Origin of the sequence: Sphingopyxis sp. GC21 (assembly GCF_025727575.1) — a bacterium.
Taxonomy (GTDB): Bacteria; Pseudomonadota; Alphaproteobacteria; order Sphingomonadales; family Sphingomonadaceae; genus Sphingopyxis; species Sphingopyxis terrae_A.
Genome location: NZ_CP095845.1, coordinates 2013422 through 2030262, shown reverse-complemented (window position 1 = coordinate 2030262; position 16841 = coordinate 2013422). Strand labels below are relative to the sequence as shown.

The 16841-nt window shown below is 65.8% G+C and carries 15 protein-coding genes; 9 read left to right on the top strand and 6 right to left on the bottom strand.

Annotated features, from left to right (window positions below; translation table 11 throughout):
* Nucleotides 1–41: 41 nt before the first annotated feature.
* Entirely contained in the window at nucleotides 42–992 is a 951-nt protein-coding gene (gene purN / locus MU856_RS09785) for a phosphoribosylglycinamide formyltransferase (RefSeq protein WP_062902781.1), read from the bottom strand.
* A gap of 114 nt (nucleotides 993–1106) precedes the next feature.
* Nucleotides 1107–2225: a phosphoribosylformylglycinamidine cyclo-ligase gene (purM, locus tag MU856_RS09780; RefSeq protein WP_263587455.1), complete on the bottom strand. Its 1119-nt coding sequence runs from the start codon at nucleotides 2223–2225 to the stop codon at nucleotides 1107–1109.
* 85 nt (nucleotides 2226–2310) lie between these two features.
* On the opposite strand from purM, the gene MU856_RS09775 reads away from it, so the two are divergent.
* The 4 genes from MU856_RS09775 to MU856_RS09760 are packed head-to-tail and all read left to right on the top strand — an operon-like array spanning nucleotide 2311 to nucleotide 7888.
* Nucleotides 2311–3582: a hypothetical protein gene (locus MU856_RS09775; protein ID WP_062902779.1), complete on the top strand. Its 1272-nt coding sequence runs from the start codon at nucleotides 2311–2313 to the stop codon at nucleotides 3580–3582.
* Nucleotides 3582–4238, top strand: coding sequence for an HdaA/DnaA family protein (locus MU856_RS09770; protein ID WP_003047844.1), 657 nt, complete (start codon nucleotides 3582–3584; stop codon nucleotides 4236–4238). Before MU856_RS09775 ends, MU856_RS09770 begins: the two co-directional genes overlap by 1 nt.
* Nucleotides 4229–6400, top strand: a complete 2172-nt coding sequence (locus MU856_RS09765; protein ID WP_234179883.1) for an RNA degradosome polyphosphate kinase — start codon at nucleotides 4229–4231, stop codon at nucleotides 6398–6400. Before MU856_RS09770 ends, MU856_RS09765 begins: the two co-directional genes overlap by 10 nt.
* A 3-nt stretch (nucleotides 6401–6403) precedes the next feature.
* Nucleotides 6404–7888 carry a Ppx/GppA family phosphatase gene (locus MU856_RS09760; protein WP_062902778.1) on the top strand — a complete coding sequence of 495 codons (1485 nt, stop codon included), beginning with the start codon at nucleotides 6404–6406 and terminating at the stop codon, nucleotides 7886–7888.
* Between the two features lie 29 nt (nucleotides 7889–7917).
* Here the strand turns inward: MU856_RS09760 and rnd are convergent, their stop codons facing one another.
* Nucleotides 7918–9111 carry a ribonuclease D gene (gene rnd, locus MU856_RS09755; RefSeq protein WP_062902777.1) on the bottom strand — a complete coding sequence of 398 codons (1194 nt, stop codon included), beginning with the start codon at nucleotides 9109–9111 and terminating at the stop codon, nucleotides 7918–7920.
* Between the two features lie 192 nt (nucleotides 9112–9303).
* Between rnd and aspS the strand changes: the two genes are divergently transcribed.
* Genes aspS through MU856_RS09735 form a run of 4 tightly spaced genes read left to right on the top strand, consistent with a single transcriptional unit; the run spans nucleotide 9304 to nucleotide 13419 of the window.
* Nucleotides 9304–11094 (top strand): aspartate--tRNA ligase, encoded by a 1791-nt coding sequence (gene aspS / locus MU856_RS09750; RefSeq protein WP_263587454.1) that lies wholly within the window; start codon nucleotides 9304–9306, stop codon nucleotides 11092–11094.
* A gap of 4 nt (nucleotides 11095–11098) precedes the next feature.
* Entirely contained in the window at nucleotides 11099–11983 is an 885-nt protein-coding gene (locus MU856_RS09745) for an alpha/beta fold hydrolase (RefSeq protein ID WP_263587453.1), read from the top strand.
* Nucleotides 11984–12043: 60 nt separating this feature from the next.
* On the top strand, nucleotides 12044–12829 hold the full coding sequence (locus MU856_RS09740) for a polyphosphate kinase 2 family protein (protein ID WP_062902774.1): 786 nt from the start codon (nucleotides 12044–12046) through the stop codon (nucleotides 12827–12829).
* Between the two features lie 53 nt (nucleotides 12830–12882).
* Nucleotides 12883–13419: a DnaJ domain-containing protein gene (locus MU856_RS09735; RefSeq protein ID WP_062903249.1), complete on the top strand. Its 537-nt coding sequence runs from the start codon at nucleotides 12883–12885 to the stop codon at nucleotides 13417–13419.
* Between the two features lie 202 nt (nucleotides 13420–13621).
* Here the strand turns inward: MU856_RS09735 and rnhA are convergent, their stop codons facing one another.
* The 3 genes from rnhA to ispH are packed head-to-tail and all read right to left on the bottom strand — an operon-like array spanning nucleotide 13622 to nucleotide 16013.
* Nucleotides 13622–14068: a ribonuclease HI gene (rnhA, locus tag MU856_RS09730; RefSeq protein ID WP_003047820.1), complete on the bottom strand. Its 447-nt coding sequence runs from the start codon at nucleotides 14066–14068 to the stop codon at nucleotides 13622–13624.
* Nucleotides 14069–14076: 8 nt separating this feature from the next.
* Complete coding sequence (gene thrB / locus MU856_RS09725) at nucleotides 14077–15039, bottom strand: homoserine kinase (RefSeq protein WP_263587452.1); 963 nt, start codon at nucleotides 15037–15039, stop codon at nucleotides 14077–14079.
* The gene (ispH, locus tag MU856_RS09720; RefSeq protein WP_062902772.1) at nucleotides 15039–16013 is read right to left on the bottom strand and encodes a 4-hydroxy-3-methylbut-2-enyl diphosphate reductase; all 975 of its coding nucleotides are present in this window, start codon (nucleotides 16011–16013) and stop codon (nucleotides 15039–15041) included. Before ispH ends, thrB begins: the two co-directional genes overlap by 1 nt.
* A gap of 146 nt (nucleotides 16014–16159) precedes the next feature.
* Between ispH and MU856_RS09715 the strand changes: the two genes are divergently transcribed.
* On the top strand, nucleotides 16160–16831 hold the full coding sequence (locus tag MU856_RS09715; RefSeq protein ID WP_003047809.1) for a hypothetical protein: 672 nt from the start codon (nucleotides 16160–16162) through the stop codon (nucleotides 16829–16831).
* Nucleotides 16832–16841: the final 10 nt, after the last annotated feature.

The window sequence follows — 16841 nt, the reverse complement described above, 5'->3', positions numbered from 1 at the left end:
GCTCCGCTCGCGATGACGAATTGGCTGACTGCGGCCCGAGCCTAAAATTCCTCCGCCACCCCCATCAGCCCCGCGAGCTTTTTCGGCGCGATCGCCAGCCAGCTCTTGCGGAGCCAGTCGCCGATCGCATCCCAGTCGGTATCGCCGAGGTCGAGGCGGATGCCGATCCAGCCGTCGCCGAAATAGGCGGGGCGGTAATAGCGCGCTTCGTCGAGTTCGATGAGCTGCGCCTGCTCGTCGGCGCCGCTGATCTTGACCAGCAGCGCGGTCTTGCCGTCGCCATGGTGGTCGTGCGTGAAATAGGCGAATTTCTTGCCCTTGACGATGCCAAAACAGGGCATGCCGTGCGACGTCACTTCGTCGGCTTCGGGCAGCGCCATCGCCAGCGTGCGGACACGGCCGAGCAGCCAGTCGGGTGCGCGTTCGCGCGTCACGAAGGCGGCGAGCGCGGCGGGATAGAGCTGATGCTCGGCAAAACGGACGCGTTCCGCCAATGTTTCAGCGGTGTCGCCGGGCACGATCGCGACCGGGGTCTGGGCCAGCACCGGCCCATCGTCGAGTGCGGGCGTGACAATGTGGACGCTGCACCCCCCGAAACGGTCGCCAGCGTCGATCGCGCGCTGATGGGTGTCGAGCCCCTTGTAGAGCGGCAACAGACTGGGATGGATGTTGAGCATCCGGTCGGTCCAGCCGGCGACGAAATCGTCGCTGAGAATGCGCATATAGCCCGCAAGCGCGACATAGTCGGCGCCGGCGGCACGTAGCCGTTCGTCGACCAGCGCGTCGAAGGCGGCGCGCGACATTTCCTTGTGCGATTGCGCCCAGATCGCAATGCCTTCGGCAGCGGCGAGCGCGAGGCCCGGCGCTTCCGGGTTGTTGCTCGCGACCAGCACCAGTTCATAAGGGCAGCCGGCGGCCTTTGCGGCATAGAGCAGCGCCGCCATATTTGTCCCGGCGCCCGAGATGAGGACCGCGACTTTCGCTTTCATCACGGCGCCACCCTTTCAATCCGTTCGTGCTGAGCTTGTCGAAGCACTGTTCTTCTCTTTCAAGGTCCAAAGGGAAGGACGGCCCTTCGACAAGCTCAGGGCGAACGGAAATGTGCGTCAGCCGTGGTGCGTGGCGCTCCACGCACCCATCGCGCTCCACGTTTCCGCGCCGCCCGACACGGTGCAGCCCTTTTCGCCCGCCGCGATGTGGCCGATGCGGTGGACGGTTTCGCCGGCTGCTTCGAGCGTTTCGGTCGCGGCCGCGACGTCGCGTTCGGCGACGACGACTGCCATGCCGATCCCGCAGTTGAAAGTGCGCGCCATTTCTTCGGGCTCGATATTGCCCTGCGCCTGCAGGAACGCCATCAGCCGCGGCTGGTCCCAGGCGTCGGCATCGATATGCGCGTGGAGCGTTTTGGGCAGCACGCGGGGGATATTTTCGAGCAGGCCGCCGCCGGTGATGTGCGCGAGCGCATGGACCTTGCCGGTCTTCACGAGCGGCAGGAGGCTTTTCACATAGATGCGCGTCGGCGCCATCAGCGCGTCGATCAGCAGGACGGTCTGATCGAACAGCGCCGGGCGGTCGAGCTTCCAGCCCTTGTCGGCGGCGAGGCGGCGCACGAGCGAAAAGCCGTTCGAATGCACCCCCGACGAAGCGAGGCCGAGGATCACGTCGCCCGCCGCGACCTTGTCGGCGGTGAGTACCTGGTCGCGCTCGACCGCGCCGACGCAAAAGCCCGCAAGATCATAGTCGCCGTCCGAATACATCCCCGGCATCTCGGCAGTTTCGCCGCCGATCAGCGCGCAGCCCGCCTGCTTGCAGCCCTCCGCGATGCTGGCGACCACTTCGGTCGCGATCGCATTGTCGAGCTTGCCGGTGGCATAATAGTCGAGGAAGAACAGCGGCTCGGCGCCCTGCACGATGAGGTCGTTGGCGCACATGGCAACGAGGTCGATGCCGACGCCGTTATGCTTGCCCGCGTCGATCGCGAGTTTGAGCTTGGTGCCCACGCCATCGTTCGCGGCGACGAGCAGCGGATCGTCGAACCCCGCCGCTTTCAGGTCGAAAAAGCCGCCAAAGCCGCCGAGGTCGGCATCGGCGCCGGGGCGGCGTGTTGCGCGGGCAAGCGGGGCGATGGCCCGGACCAGCGCATTGCCGGTCTCTATCGAGACGCCGGCCTGCGCATAGGTGTAGGAGGCGGGTTGGCCGTCGGGCGGGTTGTGCTTGGAATCCATGGCCCGCGCGACTAACGCTTCCGGCCGACAAATGCCATGATTTCCTTGTCCGGCTCCGCACTTCGGGGCAAAGAACAGAGAAGAGATGATTTCCGCCCTATCCCTTCGCCCGCTTCCGCGCATCGACCTTGGCGGAATTCTTGGCCGCGACCGGCGGCTTGCCGTCCTGCTCGGCTTCCTCACGCTGATTCTTGTCGTCGGCGTCGTCCAGGGGCAGATCGCGCATGGCGACCGCGGGATCACGCCGATCAACAGCAGCGGCGATTTTCTGGCGAGCGGCATCGCGATCGACGTCACCGGCGACAATCCGGAGGATGCGCGCGAAAAGGGATGGCGCGAGGCGCAGCGCAAGGGGTGGCAGCAACTCTATCGCAAGACCAACGGCAGCGACGGTCCGGCGCTGTCCGATTCGGTACTCGACGGCATCGTCACCGCGATCGTGGTGGAAAAGGAACAGGTCGGGCCGCGCCGCTATGTCGCGACGCTGGGCGTCCAGTTCGACCGCGTCCGTGCCGGGCAGATCCTCGGCGTCAGCGGCCGCACCCTGCGTTCGCCGCCGCTGCTGGTGATTCCCGTCTATTCGATCGACGGCATTCAGCAGGTATTCGAACAGCGCAGCGCGTGGCAGCGCGCCTGGGCCGAATATAATACCGGGCAGAGCGCGATCGACTATGTCCGCACCGCGGGCACCGGCGCCGACACGCTGCTGCTCAATCCGGGGCAGACCGGACGGCGCGGCCGCGTCTGGTGGCGCGTCATCCTCGACCAATATGGCGCAGCCGACGTGCTGATTCCGATCGCGCGGGTCGAATACAGCTATCCCGGCGGACCGGTGACGGGCCATTTCGCCGCGCGCTACAGTCCCGACAACCGCCTGATCGGCGCTTTCACGATGACCGCGCCCAACGCCGCCGCGATTCCCGACATGATGGAAAAGGCGGTGGCACGGATGGATGCGCTCTACACGCAGGCGCTCGCCGCCGGACAGCTGCGCACCGACGCCTATCTCGTGCTCGAAAAGCCGGTCGAGAAGGAGGATCTGCCCGAAGAGGTGGCGACTGACGAGACTGTGGTGGCCGGCGAGACCGACACCAGCCTGCCGACGACGGCGCCTGCGGGGCTGCAGACCTTCACGGTCCAATATGCATCACCCGACGTCGAATCGGTTTCGGCGACCGAACGCGCCGTGGGCGGCATTTCGGGAGTCCAGTCGGCCGCGACGAGCAGTCTCGCGCTCGGCGGCATGTCGGTGATGCGCGTCACCTTCCGCGGCGACGTCGGCGCACTGAAGGCGGCGCTCGCGGCGCGCGGTTTCAAGGTGCAGGAAGGCGGCGGCCAGCTCAGGATCAGTCGCTGATGCCTCGTGGTTCGGGACAGATCGCGCTGCCGCTCGACTGGAGCGCGGGCGGCGCCAATGACGGTCCGCTGATCGTCGGGACGAGCAACGCCGACGCGGTGCGCTATCTGCGCCATGTCGCGACCTGGCCGGTGCGCACTGCGGTGCTGACCGGGCCGCGCGGATCGGGGCGCAGCCTGATGGGGCGGCTGTTCGCACGCGAATCGGGCGGGCGCGTGATCGATGGTCATGCCAGCGTGTCCGAAGAGGAGATTTTCCACGCCTGGAACGCGGCGCAGGCGTCGGGAACGCCTCTGCTCATCATTGCCGATGCGCCGCCGTCCGAATGGGCGATCGCGCTTCCCGACCTTGCTTCGCGGTTGCGCGCAGTGCCGGTGCTGACGATCGGCGAGCCCGACGATTGCCTGGCACGCGACCTGATCGACGCACTTTTTGCCCAGCGCGGGATGGCGATTTCGCCCGACGTCGCCGCCTATGTCGTGCCGCGGATGGAGCGCAGCTATGCGATGATCCACCGCGTCGTTGCGGCGCTCGACGCGGCATCGCTCGAAAAAGGGCGCGCCATTAGCATTCGTCTTACGCGTGAAACATTACTGTCACAGGGGCTCATCGATCCCGATTTGCTCGAAAGGCAGGAAACAGGCACATGTCGATAACCGGTCAGCCCCTTCGCGCCGATAATGATCCAGTGGTTCCGGACTTCGACAAGAAGAACCCCGACCGCTTTTTCAACCGCGAACTGTCGTGGCTCGCCTTCAACCGGCGGGTGATGGAGGAGGCGCGCAATCCGGCGCATCCCTTGCTCGAGCGGCTGCGCTTCCTGTCGATTTCGGGGAGCAATCTCGACGAATTCTTCATGGTCCGCGTCGCCGGCCTGAAGGGGCAGCAGCTTCAGGGGATCGACGATCCGTCGGCCGACGGCCGCTCGCCGGGGCAGCAGCTCGCCGAGATCGAGGCCGAGGTGAACCGGCTCGTCGACGAACAGCAGAGCGAGTGGCAGAAGCTGCACGGTCTGCTCGCCGAACAAGGGGTCATCGTTCATGGCGCCGGGTCGGAGCGCGAGCGACTGCGCGCTTCGCTCCGCCAATATTTCAGCGAACAGATATTCCCGATCCTGACGCCGCAGGTGCTCGATCCTGCGCACCCCTTTCCCTTCATCCCCAACCGCGGCCTTGGCGTGATCTTCGATCTCCAGCGCCAGGCGACGGGCGACACGGTGCGCGAACTGGTGATGATCCCCGCTTCGCTGCCGCGACTGGTACCGGTACCGGGCGAGGCGACGAGCTTCGTGCCGATCGAATATCTGGTCGAACTGTTCGCCGACCTGATTTTCCCCGGCTATACGAGCCGCTCGATCGGCGTGTTCCGCATCATCCGCGACAGCGACATCGAAATCGAGGAAGAGGCCGAGGATCTGGTGCGCCTGTTCCGCACCGCGATCCGCCGCCGCCGGCGCGGGCGGGTGATCCTGCTCGAACTCGAGGCCGACATGCCGGCCGAACTGGCCGCAGTGCTCAACGCCGATATTCAGGGGCATGAAGCGATCGTGGCGAAGATCGGCGGTTTCGTAGGGCTCGCGGCGCTGTCTGCGCTGGTCGATGTCGATCGCCCCGACCTGAAATTCCCGGCCTATTCGCCGCGTTTTCCGGAACGCATCCGCGAACATGGCGGCGATTGTTTCGCGGCGATCCGGTCCAAGGACATCGTCGTCCATCACCCCTATGAAAGCTTCGACGTCGTCGTGTCCTTTCTCCGGCAGGCAGCCGCCGATCCAGATGTCGTCGCGATCAAGCAGACGCTCTATCGTGCCGGCAACCAGTCGCCCGTCATCCGCGCGCTAATCGAGGCAGCCGAGGCGGGCAAGTCGGTGACGGCGGTTGTCGAACTCAAGGCGCGCTTCGACGAGGAGCAGAATCTACTCTGGGCGAACCAGCTCGAACGCGCCGGGGTGCAGGTCGTCTACGGTTTCATCGAGTGGAAGACGCACGCCAAAATCTCGATGGTCGTGCGCCGCGAGGGGCAGGGGTACCGGACCTATTGCCACTTCGGTACGGGCAATTACCACCCGATCACCGCGCGCATCTATACCGACCTCAGCTTCTTCACGGCCGATCCGCGCGCAGGGCGCGATGCGGCGCAACTGTTCAATTATATCACCGGCTATGTCGAGCCCGAGCGGCTCGAGCTGGTGACGATGTCGCCGCTCAACATGCGCGCGCATCTTTGCGAGCTTGTCGATGCCGAGATTGCGGCGGCGCGGGCGGGATTGCCGTCGGGGCTGTGGGCGAAGATGAACAGCCTTGTCGATCCCGGCATCATCGACAAACTTTACGAAGCGAGCGCGGCGGGGGTGCCGATCGAGTTGATCGTGCGCGGCATCTGTTGCCTGCGTCCCGGCGTTCCCGGCCTGTCGGAGACGATCCGCGTCAAATCGGTCGTCGGCCGTTTCCTCGAACATAGCCGCATCTGGGCCTTCGCCAACGGATCGCGCCTGCCGCACCAGCGCGCCAAGCTTTATATCTCGAGCGCTGACTGGATGCCGCGCAACTTCGATCGCCGCGTCGAATATATGATCCCGATCGAAAACCCGACCGTCCACGACCAGATATTGGATCAGGTGCTCGTTGCCAATCTGATCGACAATGAACAAAGCTGGGTGCTGCAGGCCGACGGCACCTATGTGCGCGTCGATCCGGGCGACAAGCCGTTTAACCTGCACCATTATTTCATGAACAACCCCTCGCTTTCGGGGCGCGGGACCGCGCTGCACAAGCGGCAGGATGTTCCGACCCTCGATTTCAACATGCGCGAAGACTGACACTTGCCGATCGCCCGATCCACCAGACTGACCGCCCATCGTTCCGCCGTCATCGATATCGGGTCCAACTCGGTCCGCCTCGTCGTCTATGAAGGGCCGCCGCGCGCGCCCGCGGTGATCTTCAACGAAAAGGTGCCGGCCGGGTTGGGCCGCGGGCTCGCGATCGACAATCGCATCGCGCCCGAAGATGCCGAACGCGGGCTGATCGCGCTGCGCCGCTATGCGCTGCTCGCGCGGCACATGGAGGTGAAGGACCTGCAATGCGTCGCGACCGCGGCGGTGCGCGATGCAGAGAACGGCCCCGATTTCATCGCCGGTGCTGCCGAGGCGGGATTGAAGATCCGCCTGCTGTCGGGCGAAGAAGAAGCCGAAGCGGCGGGCTGCGGCGTCATCTCGGCAATCCCCGACGCGCACGGTATCGCGGTCGACCTAGGCGGCGGTAGCCTTGAGCTGGCCGAAGTGTCGGGCGGCACCGTCGGGCGGCGCGTGTCCTTCCCGCTCGGCGTGCTGCGCCTGCCCGCGCTGCGCAAGCAGGGGCAGCAGGTTTTCGAGCGATCCGTGCGCAAGATGCTCAAGGGCGCGGGCTGGCCGGACAATATGACCGGGCTGCCGCTCTATCTTGTCGGCGGATCGTGGCGCGCGCTGTCGCGTCTCGACATCGAACTGACGCAGGACCCGCTGCCGGTGCTCGACCATCATGTGATGCCGCGCGCCGCGCTGCGCCGGCTGCTGCGCGCGACAAAACGGATGAGTTTCGAGGAGTTGCGCGCGATACCGGGGATGGCGTCGAACCGCGCTGCAACGCTCCCCGATGCCGCGGCGCTGCTCGCGGCGCTGGTCAATATCATCGACGTGCCCGAGATGACCGTCTCCTCATCGGGGCTGCGCGAAGGGTTGCTCTATCAGGCGCTCGACCCCGCGACCCGGGCGCAGGATCCGCTGATCGTCGCGGCGGAGTTCGAGGGACGACGACTTGCTCGCTTCGCCCCGCACGGCCGCGCGATCGCCGAGTGGATCGCGCCGCTGTTCGCCAATGAGGAGGCGAGCGACAGCCGCATCCGGCTCGCCGCCAGCCTGCTCAGCGATGTCGCCTGGTCGGCAAACCCCGATTTCCGTGCCGAACGCGGGACCGAGATCGGGCTGCACGGCAACTGGCGCAGCATCGACATTCCCGGCCGCATCCTGCTCGCGCGCGCCCTGCACGCCGGGTTCGGCGGCGCCGACATCGATTTTCCCGCGATGACCAGCCTCGTTCCTGCGGACCGCATCGACCGGGCGCGGCAGTGGGGGCTTGCCATCCGGCTGGCGCAGCGGCTCACCGGCGGGGTGGAGGCGCCGCTCAAGGCGAGCGCCATCGCACTCGACGACGGCAAGCTGCGGCTCAGCCTCGATCCCGGCTGGCATCATCTGGCGGGCGAATCGGTCGACCGGCGCCTGCGTGCGCTGGCGCAGGCGTTCGGAGTCAAACCGGAGCTGGTGCTGCTCTGAACAGAATGGGAGGGCGCGCAGGTGCGCCCTCAGGCGTCGGTTTCGGCCGGAGCGGGGGCTTCGATCTCGCTCATTACCAGCTTGCCGTTCTTGACCGCAAAGCCGACGCGGCCTTCGACAAGGTCGAGCGCGGCGTGGCCGAACACGTCGTAGCGCCAGCCCTTCATCATCGGGATATCGTCACGGCGCCCGGCCGCGAGCGCTTCGAGATCGTCGCTGCGCGCGATGAGCCGCGCCGCGGCATTGAGTTCGCGCGAGCGAATCTTGAGCAGCAGCTTGAGCAGATCGGCGACGAGCGCGCCTTCCTTGCCCAGCCCCGGACCGCGCGGGGCGCGGTCGGGCATGTCGTCCTTGGGCAACGGCTTAGCGCTCGCGAGCGCGTCCATCAGCCGCCCGCCGATGTCGTTCGACCGCCATGTCGCCGACAGGCCGCGCACGCTGCCGAGGCCGTCCTGATTTTTCGGCGGATGCGCGGCAAGGTCGGCGAGCGTCTCGTCCTTGACAATGCGTCCGCGCGGCAGATTCTTGTTGCGCGCCTCGCGCTCGCGCCATGCGGCGAGAGCCTTGAGCCGGCCGAGCGCGTCCAGCTTGCGCGACGGCACCTTGATCCGCTGCCACGCCTTTTCGGGGTCGATCGCATAGTTGGACGGATCGGCGAGCTTTTCCATTTCCTCGTCGAGCCAGTGGCCGCGGCCCGTCTTGATGAGCTTTTTGAGCATCATCGGGAAAATTTTGGCCAGATGGGTGACGTCGCCGATCGCGTAGTCGATCTGCCGCTTGTCGAGCGGCCGGCGGCTCCAGTCGGTAAAGCGCGCGCCCTTGTCGAGCTGCAGGCCGAGCCAGGCCTCGACGAGATTCGAATAACCGACCTGTTCGGCCTGACCGAGCGCCATCTGGCCGATCTGGGTGTCGAAGATCGGGTGCGGCGTCTTGCCGGTCAGGTTGAAGATGATTTCGACATCCTGCCCGCCCGCGTGGAAGACCTTGAGCACATCTTCATTGTCGACGAGCAGGTCGAGCAGCGGGGCGAGGTCGATGCCCGGCGCCATCGGATCGACGGCGGCGGCGTGGTGTGCATCGGCCACCTGGATCAGGCAGAGTTCGGGCCAGAAGGTGTTTTCGCGCATGAATTCGGTGTCGACGGCGATGAAGTCGCTGCCCTTGATCAGGTCGACAAACTGGTGAAGCGCTTCGCTGGACTCGATTAACGGATGAATTTGCATGGGGAGCCTATACAGCGCCCGCAGCATAATCGTCAGGAAAATTTACCGCTGTTCATCGCAGGGACATGGGCGGCGCCGTTCGGGGCGAATCGCGGGTCCACCCTTGACAAAAGGCCCCGCGACCTGCCTTAGGCGCGGCCATATTGGCACGTTTTCCGGCGCGCCTCCCCGGACATTTGAAAGACGAACATAATGCACGCCTATCGCACCCACACATGCGCCGACCTTCGCGCCGCCAACGTCGGCGAGGAAGTCCGTCTTTCGGGGTGGGTGCACCGGACGCGTGAGCATGCGAATGTGCTCTTCGTCGATCTTCGCGACCATTATGGCATCACCCAGATCGTGGTGGAGACGGATTCGGACCTGTATCCGACGGTCAATGGCGTCGGCCCCGAGTCCGTCCTGACCTTCACCGGCAAGGTCGCCGCGCGGTCGCCCGAGACGCTGAACCCCAAGCTTGCGACCGGCGAGATCGAAATCTATCCGAGCGCGGTGACAGTGCAGTCGGCGGCCGACCGCCTGCCGCTGCCGGTGTTCGGCGAGGCCGAATATCCCGAAGAAATCCGCCTCACCAACCGCTTCCTCGATCTCCGCCGCGAACGGCTGCACAAGAATATCGTGCTGCGCTCGAACGTCATTTCGTCGCTGCGCCGCCGTATGATCGACCAGGGCTTCACCGAGTTCCAGACCCCGATCCTGACCGCGAGCAGCCCCGAGGGCGCGCGCGACTATCTGGTGCCCAGCCGCGTCCACCCCGGTAAATTCTATGCGCTGCCGCAGGCGCCGCAGATGTTCAAGCAGCTGCTGATGGTTGCGGGCTTCGATCGCTATTTCCAGATCGCACCCTGTTTCCGCGACGAGGATGCGCGCGCCGACCGTTCGCCGGGCGAATTCTACCAGCTCGATTTCGAGATGAGCTTCGTCACGCAGGACGACGTCTTCAACGCCATCGAACCCGTCTTGCACGGCGTGTTCGAGGAGTTCGCCGATTTCGACGGCAAGGGCCGCACCGTGTCGCCGCTGCCGTTCCAGCGCATTCCCTACCGCGAATCGATGCTGAAATATGGCAGCGACAAGCCCGACCTGCGCAACCCGCTGCTCGTCAATGACGTGGGCGATTTCTTCAAGGGCTCGGGCTTCGGCCGCTTCGCCTCGATGGTCGAGGAAGGGCAGGTCGTCCGCGCCGTTGCCGCGCCCGAAACGCACGAGAAGAGCCGCAAATTCTTCGACGAAATGAACAGCTGGGCGCAGTCCGAGGGTTTTCCGGGGCTGGGCTATGCGACGCAGAAAGACGGCGTGTTCGGCGGCCCGATCGCCAACAACCACGGCCAGGAAGGCATGAAGGCAATCGCCGATGCGATGGGTCTCGGCCCGAACGACGGCATCTTCTTCGCCGCGGGCCCGGAAGCCAAGGCGGCGAAGCTCGCCGGTCTTGCACGCACCCGCGTCGCCGAACAGCTTGATCTTATCGACAAGAGCCGCTTCGAATTCTGCTGGATCGTCGATTTCCCGATGTTCGAGGCCGACGAGGAAACCGGCAAGATCGATTTCAGCCACAATCCCTTCTCGATGCCGCAGGGCGAGATGGAGGCGCTGGAAACCAAGGACCCGCTCGACATCCTCGCCTATCAATATGACATCGTCTGCAACGGCGTCGAACTGTCGTCGGGGGCGATCCGGAACCACCGCCCCGATATCATGTACAAGGCGTTCGAGATTGCGGGCTACAGCCAGCAGGATGTCGACACCAATTTCGCGGGCATGATCAACGCCTTCAAGTTCGGTGCGCCGCCGCATGGCGGTTCGGCGCCGGGCGTCGACCGCATCGTGATGCTGCTCGCCGACGAGCCGAACATTCGCGAGGTGATTGTCTTCCCGATGACGCAAAAGGCCGAAGATCTGATGATGGGCGCACCGGCACCGGTCTCCGAGAAGCAGCTCAAGGAATTGCATATCCGTCTGGTGGACGGGCCGAAGAGCTGACCCGATGAACGGGCCGCGCGAACACCGGCTCGCTACGCCGGAAGGCGACATCTGCTGGTTCGAATGGGGGACCGCGGGGGCGGGGCCGTCGCTGCTGCTGCTTCATGCGACGGGATTTCATGCGCGGCTGTGGGACCAGGTCGTCGCCGCCTTGCCGCAAGGCACGCATGTCATCGCGCCCGATCATCGCGGGCATGGGCGCAGCTATCGCCCCGCGACGCTCGCCGATTGGGGCGCGACCGGCGACGCGCTGTTGCCGCTCATCGATCGCTTTGCCGGAACGCCGCTGATCGGGTGCGGGCACAGCATGGGCGGGCATGCGCTGACCCGTCTGTCGGCGCAGCGGCCCGATGCCTTTCGTCACCTTGTCCTGATCGATCCGGTCATCATGGCGCCCGACCTTTATGAGGGTCAGGATGCGCTGCCGATCCCCGATCCCGCCGAGCATCCCGTGGCGCGTCGGCGCGATAATTGGGACAGCGCAGAACAGATGCGCGCGCGCTTCGCCGATCGTCCGCCCTATGCACATTGGCAACCGGCGGTGCTGGATGATTATTGCCGCTATGGCCTGCTGCCCGCGTCCGGAGGGACGGGGTTGGAGCTGGCCTGTCCGCCGCGCCTCGAGGCGTCGGTCTATCAGAATGCGCTGCGCATCGACCCCTATCGCTGGCTATCGGGGCTGGCGGCGGCGGTGACGCTGATCCGCGCGCCGAGCGGCGAACGCGGCGATTCGATGGACTTTTCGCAAAGTCCCACCTGGCCGGGGCTCGGCGCGCATATCGGCGCGGTGCGCGACGAGCGCTGGGACGAGCATAGTCATTTCATCCCGATGGAAGACCCCGCGCGCGTCGCCGCGCTGCTCGCCGATCTTGCCGCCATTCAGGGTTAACCCCGTCGCATCGACCGCGCTGCTGTGTTAGCAGCGGTCGCGGACCAAGGGGATGGATGGATGACGATCGACCTCGCCGACTATGAAGCCGGCGCCAAATATGACGGCGATTACGCCAAGGATCTGGCGGCGCTGCAGGCGCGGCTCGAAAATGTCCAGGCGGCGCACATCACCCATGGGCAGCGCAGCATCATCATGCTCGAAGGCTGGGACGCGGCGGGGAAAGGCGGGATCATCCAGCGCCTGACCGCGCAGCTCGATCCCCGCTATTTCGAGGTCTGGCCGATCGGCGCCCCCACCGACGAGGAAAAGGCGCGTCATTTCCTGTGGCGTTTCTGGACCCGCCTGCCTGGCAATTGCGACATCTCGATCTTTGACAGGAGCTGGTACGGCCGCGTCCTTGTCGAGCGGGTCGAGGGGTTCGCGACCGAGGCCGAATGGCGCAAGGGCTTTGACGAGATCAACGAGTTCGAGGCGCAGCTGACCGGCAGCCGCACCAATCTGGTCAAGCTGTTCGTCCATGTGACTCAGGCCGAGCAGGACAAGCGCCTTGCCGACCGCCTCGACGATCCGTGGAAGCGTTGGAAAACCGGGCCCGAGGATTATCGCAACCGCGCGCACCGGGGCGCCTATCTGGACGCGATGCACGACATGTTCGCGCACACCGATACGCGCTGGGCGCCGTGGAAGGTTATCGACGGCAACAACAAGAAGGCGGCGCGGATCGCGGCGCTGTCGCATGTTGCGGCCACGCTGGAGGCGGCGGTTCCGATGACCCCGCCCGACCGCGATCCCGCTGTCGTGAAGCTGGCGCAAAAGGCGTTCGGATATAAACCAAAGACTTAGGATTTTGGCCGGCTCGGGTAGCAATCGCTGCCGTGAGCCGCTACATGGTCCCGATGAGCCGCGCCAAGAGATCCGACGATTGGGGTTTCCCCCGCTGGCGCGCCTATGGGCAGGGCCGCGAGGCGCAAAAGGTTCGTCTGTGCGACCGCCATGGTTGCGACGCCCCCGGACGATGCCCCGCACCCAAATCGCCCAACAGTCCTGAACGCTGGTATTTCTGCGAAGCCCATGCCGCTGAATATAATCGCGGCTGGGACTATTTCGCAGGCCTGAGCGCCGAAGACGCCGCGGCGCGCGCCGCCGAAGAGGCGCAGGGCGCACGCAGTTACGCCCGCGCACAGCATTATGGCTGGGGCGGCCCGGGCGACGGCAGTCGCAGCGCGGACGAGATGCGCGCGCTGGAGGTGTTCGGGCTCGACAGCGACGCCGACTTCGACGCGGCCAAAAAGGCCTGGCGCGCCTATGCCAAGGAATGCCACCCCGACGTCAAGCCCGGCGACGCCGACGCTGCCAAACGCTTCGCGGCCGGGCAGGCGGCGTTCGAGGTGCTGAAGCAGGCCGAAGACCGCAAGAGCTGGAAGCCGGCCTGAGCGCGCTTTGCGAACGAATAGAGGGGCGGCATTGATATTGTTTACCCCGGCAAAGGCCAGGGTCCAGGGCGTCCAGCGCTGACATTGCCGGCACAGGGCCGTGGACCCCGGCCTTCGCCGGGGTACGCAAAAGAGATTTCGGCAACGTCTGCTGCTCCCCACTGCCGCACAGGGTTAGCCGCATCGTGTCGGCCCGTGCCGCCTAGCGTTTGATCGCCAACGCGGCGTCGCTCGCGAGCTTGTCGGCGAGTTCGTTGTCACCGTGGCCGGCGTGGCCCTTGACCCACAGCCATTCGATCTCGTGCCGTGCGGCCTCGCGCACCAGGCGTTGCCACAGGTCGGCGTTGGCGACAGGCTTTTTCGCGGCGGTCTTCCAGCCGTTGCGCTGCCACCCATGGACCCATTTGGTGATGCCGTCGCGGACATAGACACTGTCGGTCGACAGTTCGACCTTGCACGGGCGCTTGAGCGCGGCGAGCGCCTCGATCGCGGCGAGCAACTCCATGCGGTTGTTGGTGGTATCCGCCTCGCCGCCCGACAGCGTCTTGACGACATCGCCCCAGCGCAGCACCGCACCCCAGCCGCCGGGGCCGGGATTGCCCTTGCAGGCGCCGTCGGTCGCCACGATTACGGTATGGCCTTTGCCCATTGCAGCGCTCATCCCGCGCGGAACAGGTCGGCGGCGTCGGCGGCCTGGTAGCGGCGCAGGCGTTCGAGGAAGGGCGCGGGATCCTTGCGTGTGACCAGCGCATCAGCGGGGGTGTGGATCCAATCGTGCGCGCGGGTGAGCAGAAAGCGCAGCGCAGCGCCGCGTGCGAGCAGCGGCAGCGCGGCGACTTCGTTTGCGCTGAGATCGATTTCCGAAGCATAGCCGCGCATCAGCGCCGACGCGCGGGCACTGTCGCAGGTCCGGCCGTCGTCGGAAAAGGTCCAAGAGGCATGGGTGACCGCGAGGTCAAAGGCGCGAAAGTCGGTCGCCGCGAAATAAAAGTCGATGAGACCGGTCACGCGATCGCCGAGCATCAGCACATTGTCGGGGAACAAGTCGGCGTGGATGACGTGGCGCGGCAGGTCTGTCGGCCAGCGATCGTCGAGGAAGGCAAGCTCGCCATCGACGATTGCCTGCAGCCCGGCAAGCACGGTGTCCAGATCGCCCGCAGCGGCGGCGACGCCGCGCCAATGCGCGCGGCCCATGCTGTTTTCACGGGCGCCGGAAAAATCTTCGACCGCCTTGTGCATCGCGCCGAGCGCGGCACCCGCAGCGGCGCATTGCGCGGGGGTCGGATGCGTCAGCGAAATGCCCGCGAGAAACTGGATGATGCAGGCGGGGCGCCCCGAAATCTGCTGGATCGCGCGGCCGTCGCGGTCGCGGATCATCGCCGGCACCGGGCAGCCTCGCCGTGCGAGATGGCCGAGCAGATCGACAAAGAAGGGCAGGTCGCCCTCCTGCACCCGCTTTTCGTACAGCGTCAGGATGAAGCGCCCGCCGGTCGTTTCGAGCAGGAAGTTGCTGTTTTCGACGCCCTCGGCAATGCCCTTGCACGACAGCACCGTGCCGATGTCGTAACGGCCGACCAGCGCGGCGAGATCGTCGGGGTCGACCGCGGTATAGACGGCCATCAGGCGGCCGCCGGCTCGAGCCCGCGGGGGAGCTTGAAGGTCATATGCTCCTCGGCCGTGACGACGACATCTTCGACGATCGCGCGATGCGCCGCGACCGCGTCGATTACCTCGCGCACCAGTGTTTCTGGCGCACTGGCTCCGGCGGTAATGCCAAGCGTCGCGATCCCCGCCAGCCATGCGGGTTCGACGTCGGTGCCGCGCTGGACGAGGTGGGCAGGGGTGCCGAGCCGTTCCGCGACTTCGACGAGACGCAGGCTGTTCGAGCTGTTGGGCGCGCCGATGACGATGACGCGGTCGCACTGGCCGGCGATTGCTTTCACTGCTTCCTGCCGGTTCGACGTGGCATAGCAGATATCCTCGCCGCGCGGCCCCTGGATGGTGGGGAAGCGATGCTGCAGCGCCGCCACGATGTCGCGCGTGTCGTCGACGGATAATGTGGTCTGGGTCAGGAAGGCGAGATTATCGGGATCGGCGGGCGACAGCGCGGCGACATCGTCGACCGATTCGACCAGCGTCATTGCGCCATCGGGCAATTGGCCGAGCGTGCCGATGACTTCGGGGTGGCCGGCGTGGCCGATGAAGATGATGTGACGGCCCTGTTCGTTGGCGCGCTCGGCCTGTTTGTGGACCTTGGATACCAGCGGACAGGTCGCGTCGATATAGTCGAGCCCGCGCGCTTCGGCCTTTGCCGGAACCGCCTTGGGAACGCCGTGCGCACTGAACACGACCGGAACGCCGTCGGGTACCTGATCGAGCGATTCGACGAAAATCGCCCCCTTCGCCTTCAGCGATTCAACGACATAGCGGTTATGGACGATCTCGTGCCGGACATAGACGGGCGCGCCATAACGCTCGATCGCGAGCTCGACGATGCGGATCGCCCGGTCGACGCCGGCGCAAAAGCCGCGTGGGGCAGCCACCAAAACCTTGAGTTCCGGGGCTTCGGCGGCGGATTGCGTAAGATCTGTCATGACCCGCGCGCTCTAGCGCAGCGGCCGTGACAAGGTAAAGCCGCTTCGTCCATGTTGCGCCTTGTTCATCGCACCGATAAGAAGCGGCGCGCATGGAGCGGTGACGTTCGTCCTCCGCGGCCCGCGCCTGATTGGAAAGCTATATCATGATGCCCAGTTTCGTCCCGCCCCGTAAATCAATCGCCATGCTGTGCGGCGCGGCCGCCATGGTCATGGTCGCGGGGTGCGCGAAGGACAATGATATCGACCTGTCGTCGGGCGTCGGCATCACCGCGACGCGCAGCGCTTGTCCGGCGGTTGCCGTGCCGCTGCACACCGGCGACATCACGCTGTTCGATCCGGCGACGAGCCGCGATGCGAGCGCGGTCGACGTCGTCGCGACGATCACCCATGTTGTGCCGCAGTGCAACGACCAGGCGGAGAAAGTCTATCAGCTTGCCGATTTCGACGTCGTGGCGACGCGCCGCGATGCCGGCCCGGCCCGGACGGTCGAGCTTCCCTATTTCGCGACTGTCGTCCAGGGCGGCACCGCGGTCGTGGCCAAGCGGCTCGGCACCGTCACCGTCTCCTTCCCCGAAGGCCAGACGCGCGGCAGCGGCCATGCCCAGGCGGCCGCCTATGTCGACCGCGCCGCCGCGACGCTGCCCGCTGATGTGCAGGAACGCATCAACCGCAAGCGCCGCGCCGGCGATGCCGACGCCGCGATCGACCCGCTGAGCATCCCCGAAGTGCGCGCCGCGGTGCAGCGCGCGAGCTTCGAACTGCTCGTCGGCTTTCAGCTGACGCAGGAACAGCTCGAATATAACGTCCGACGATAGGCGTCGCGGC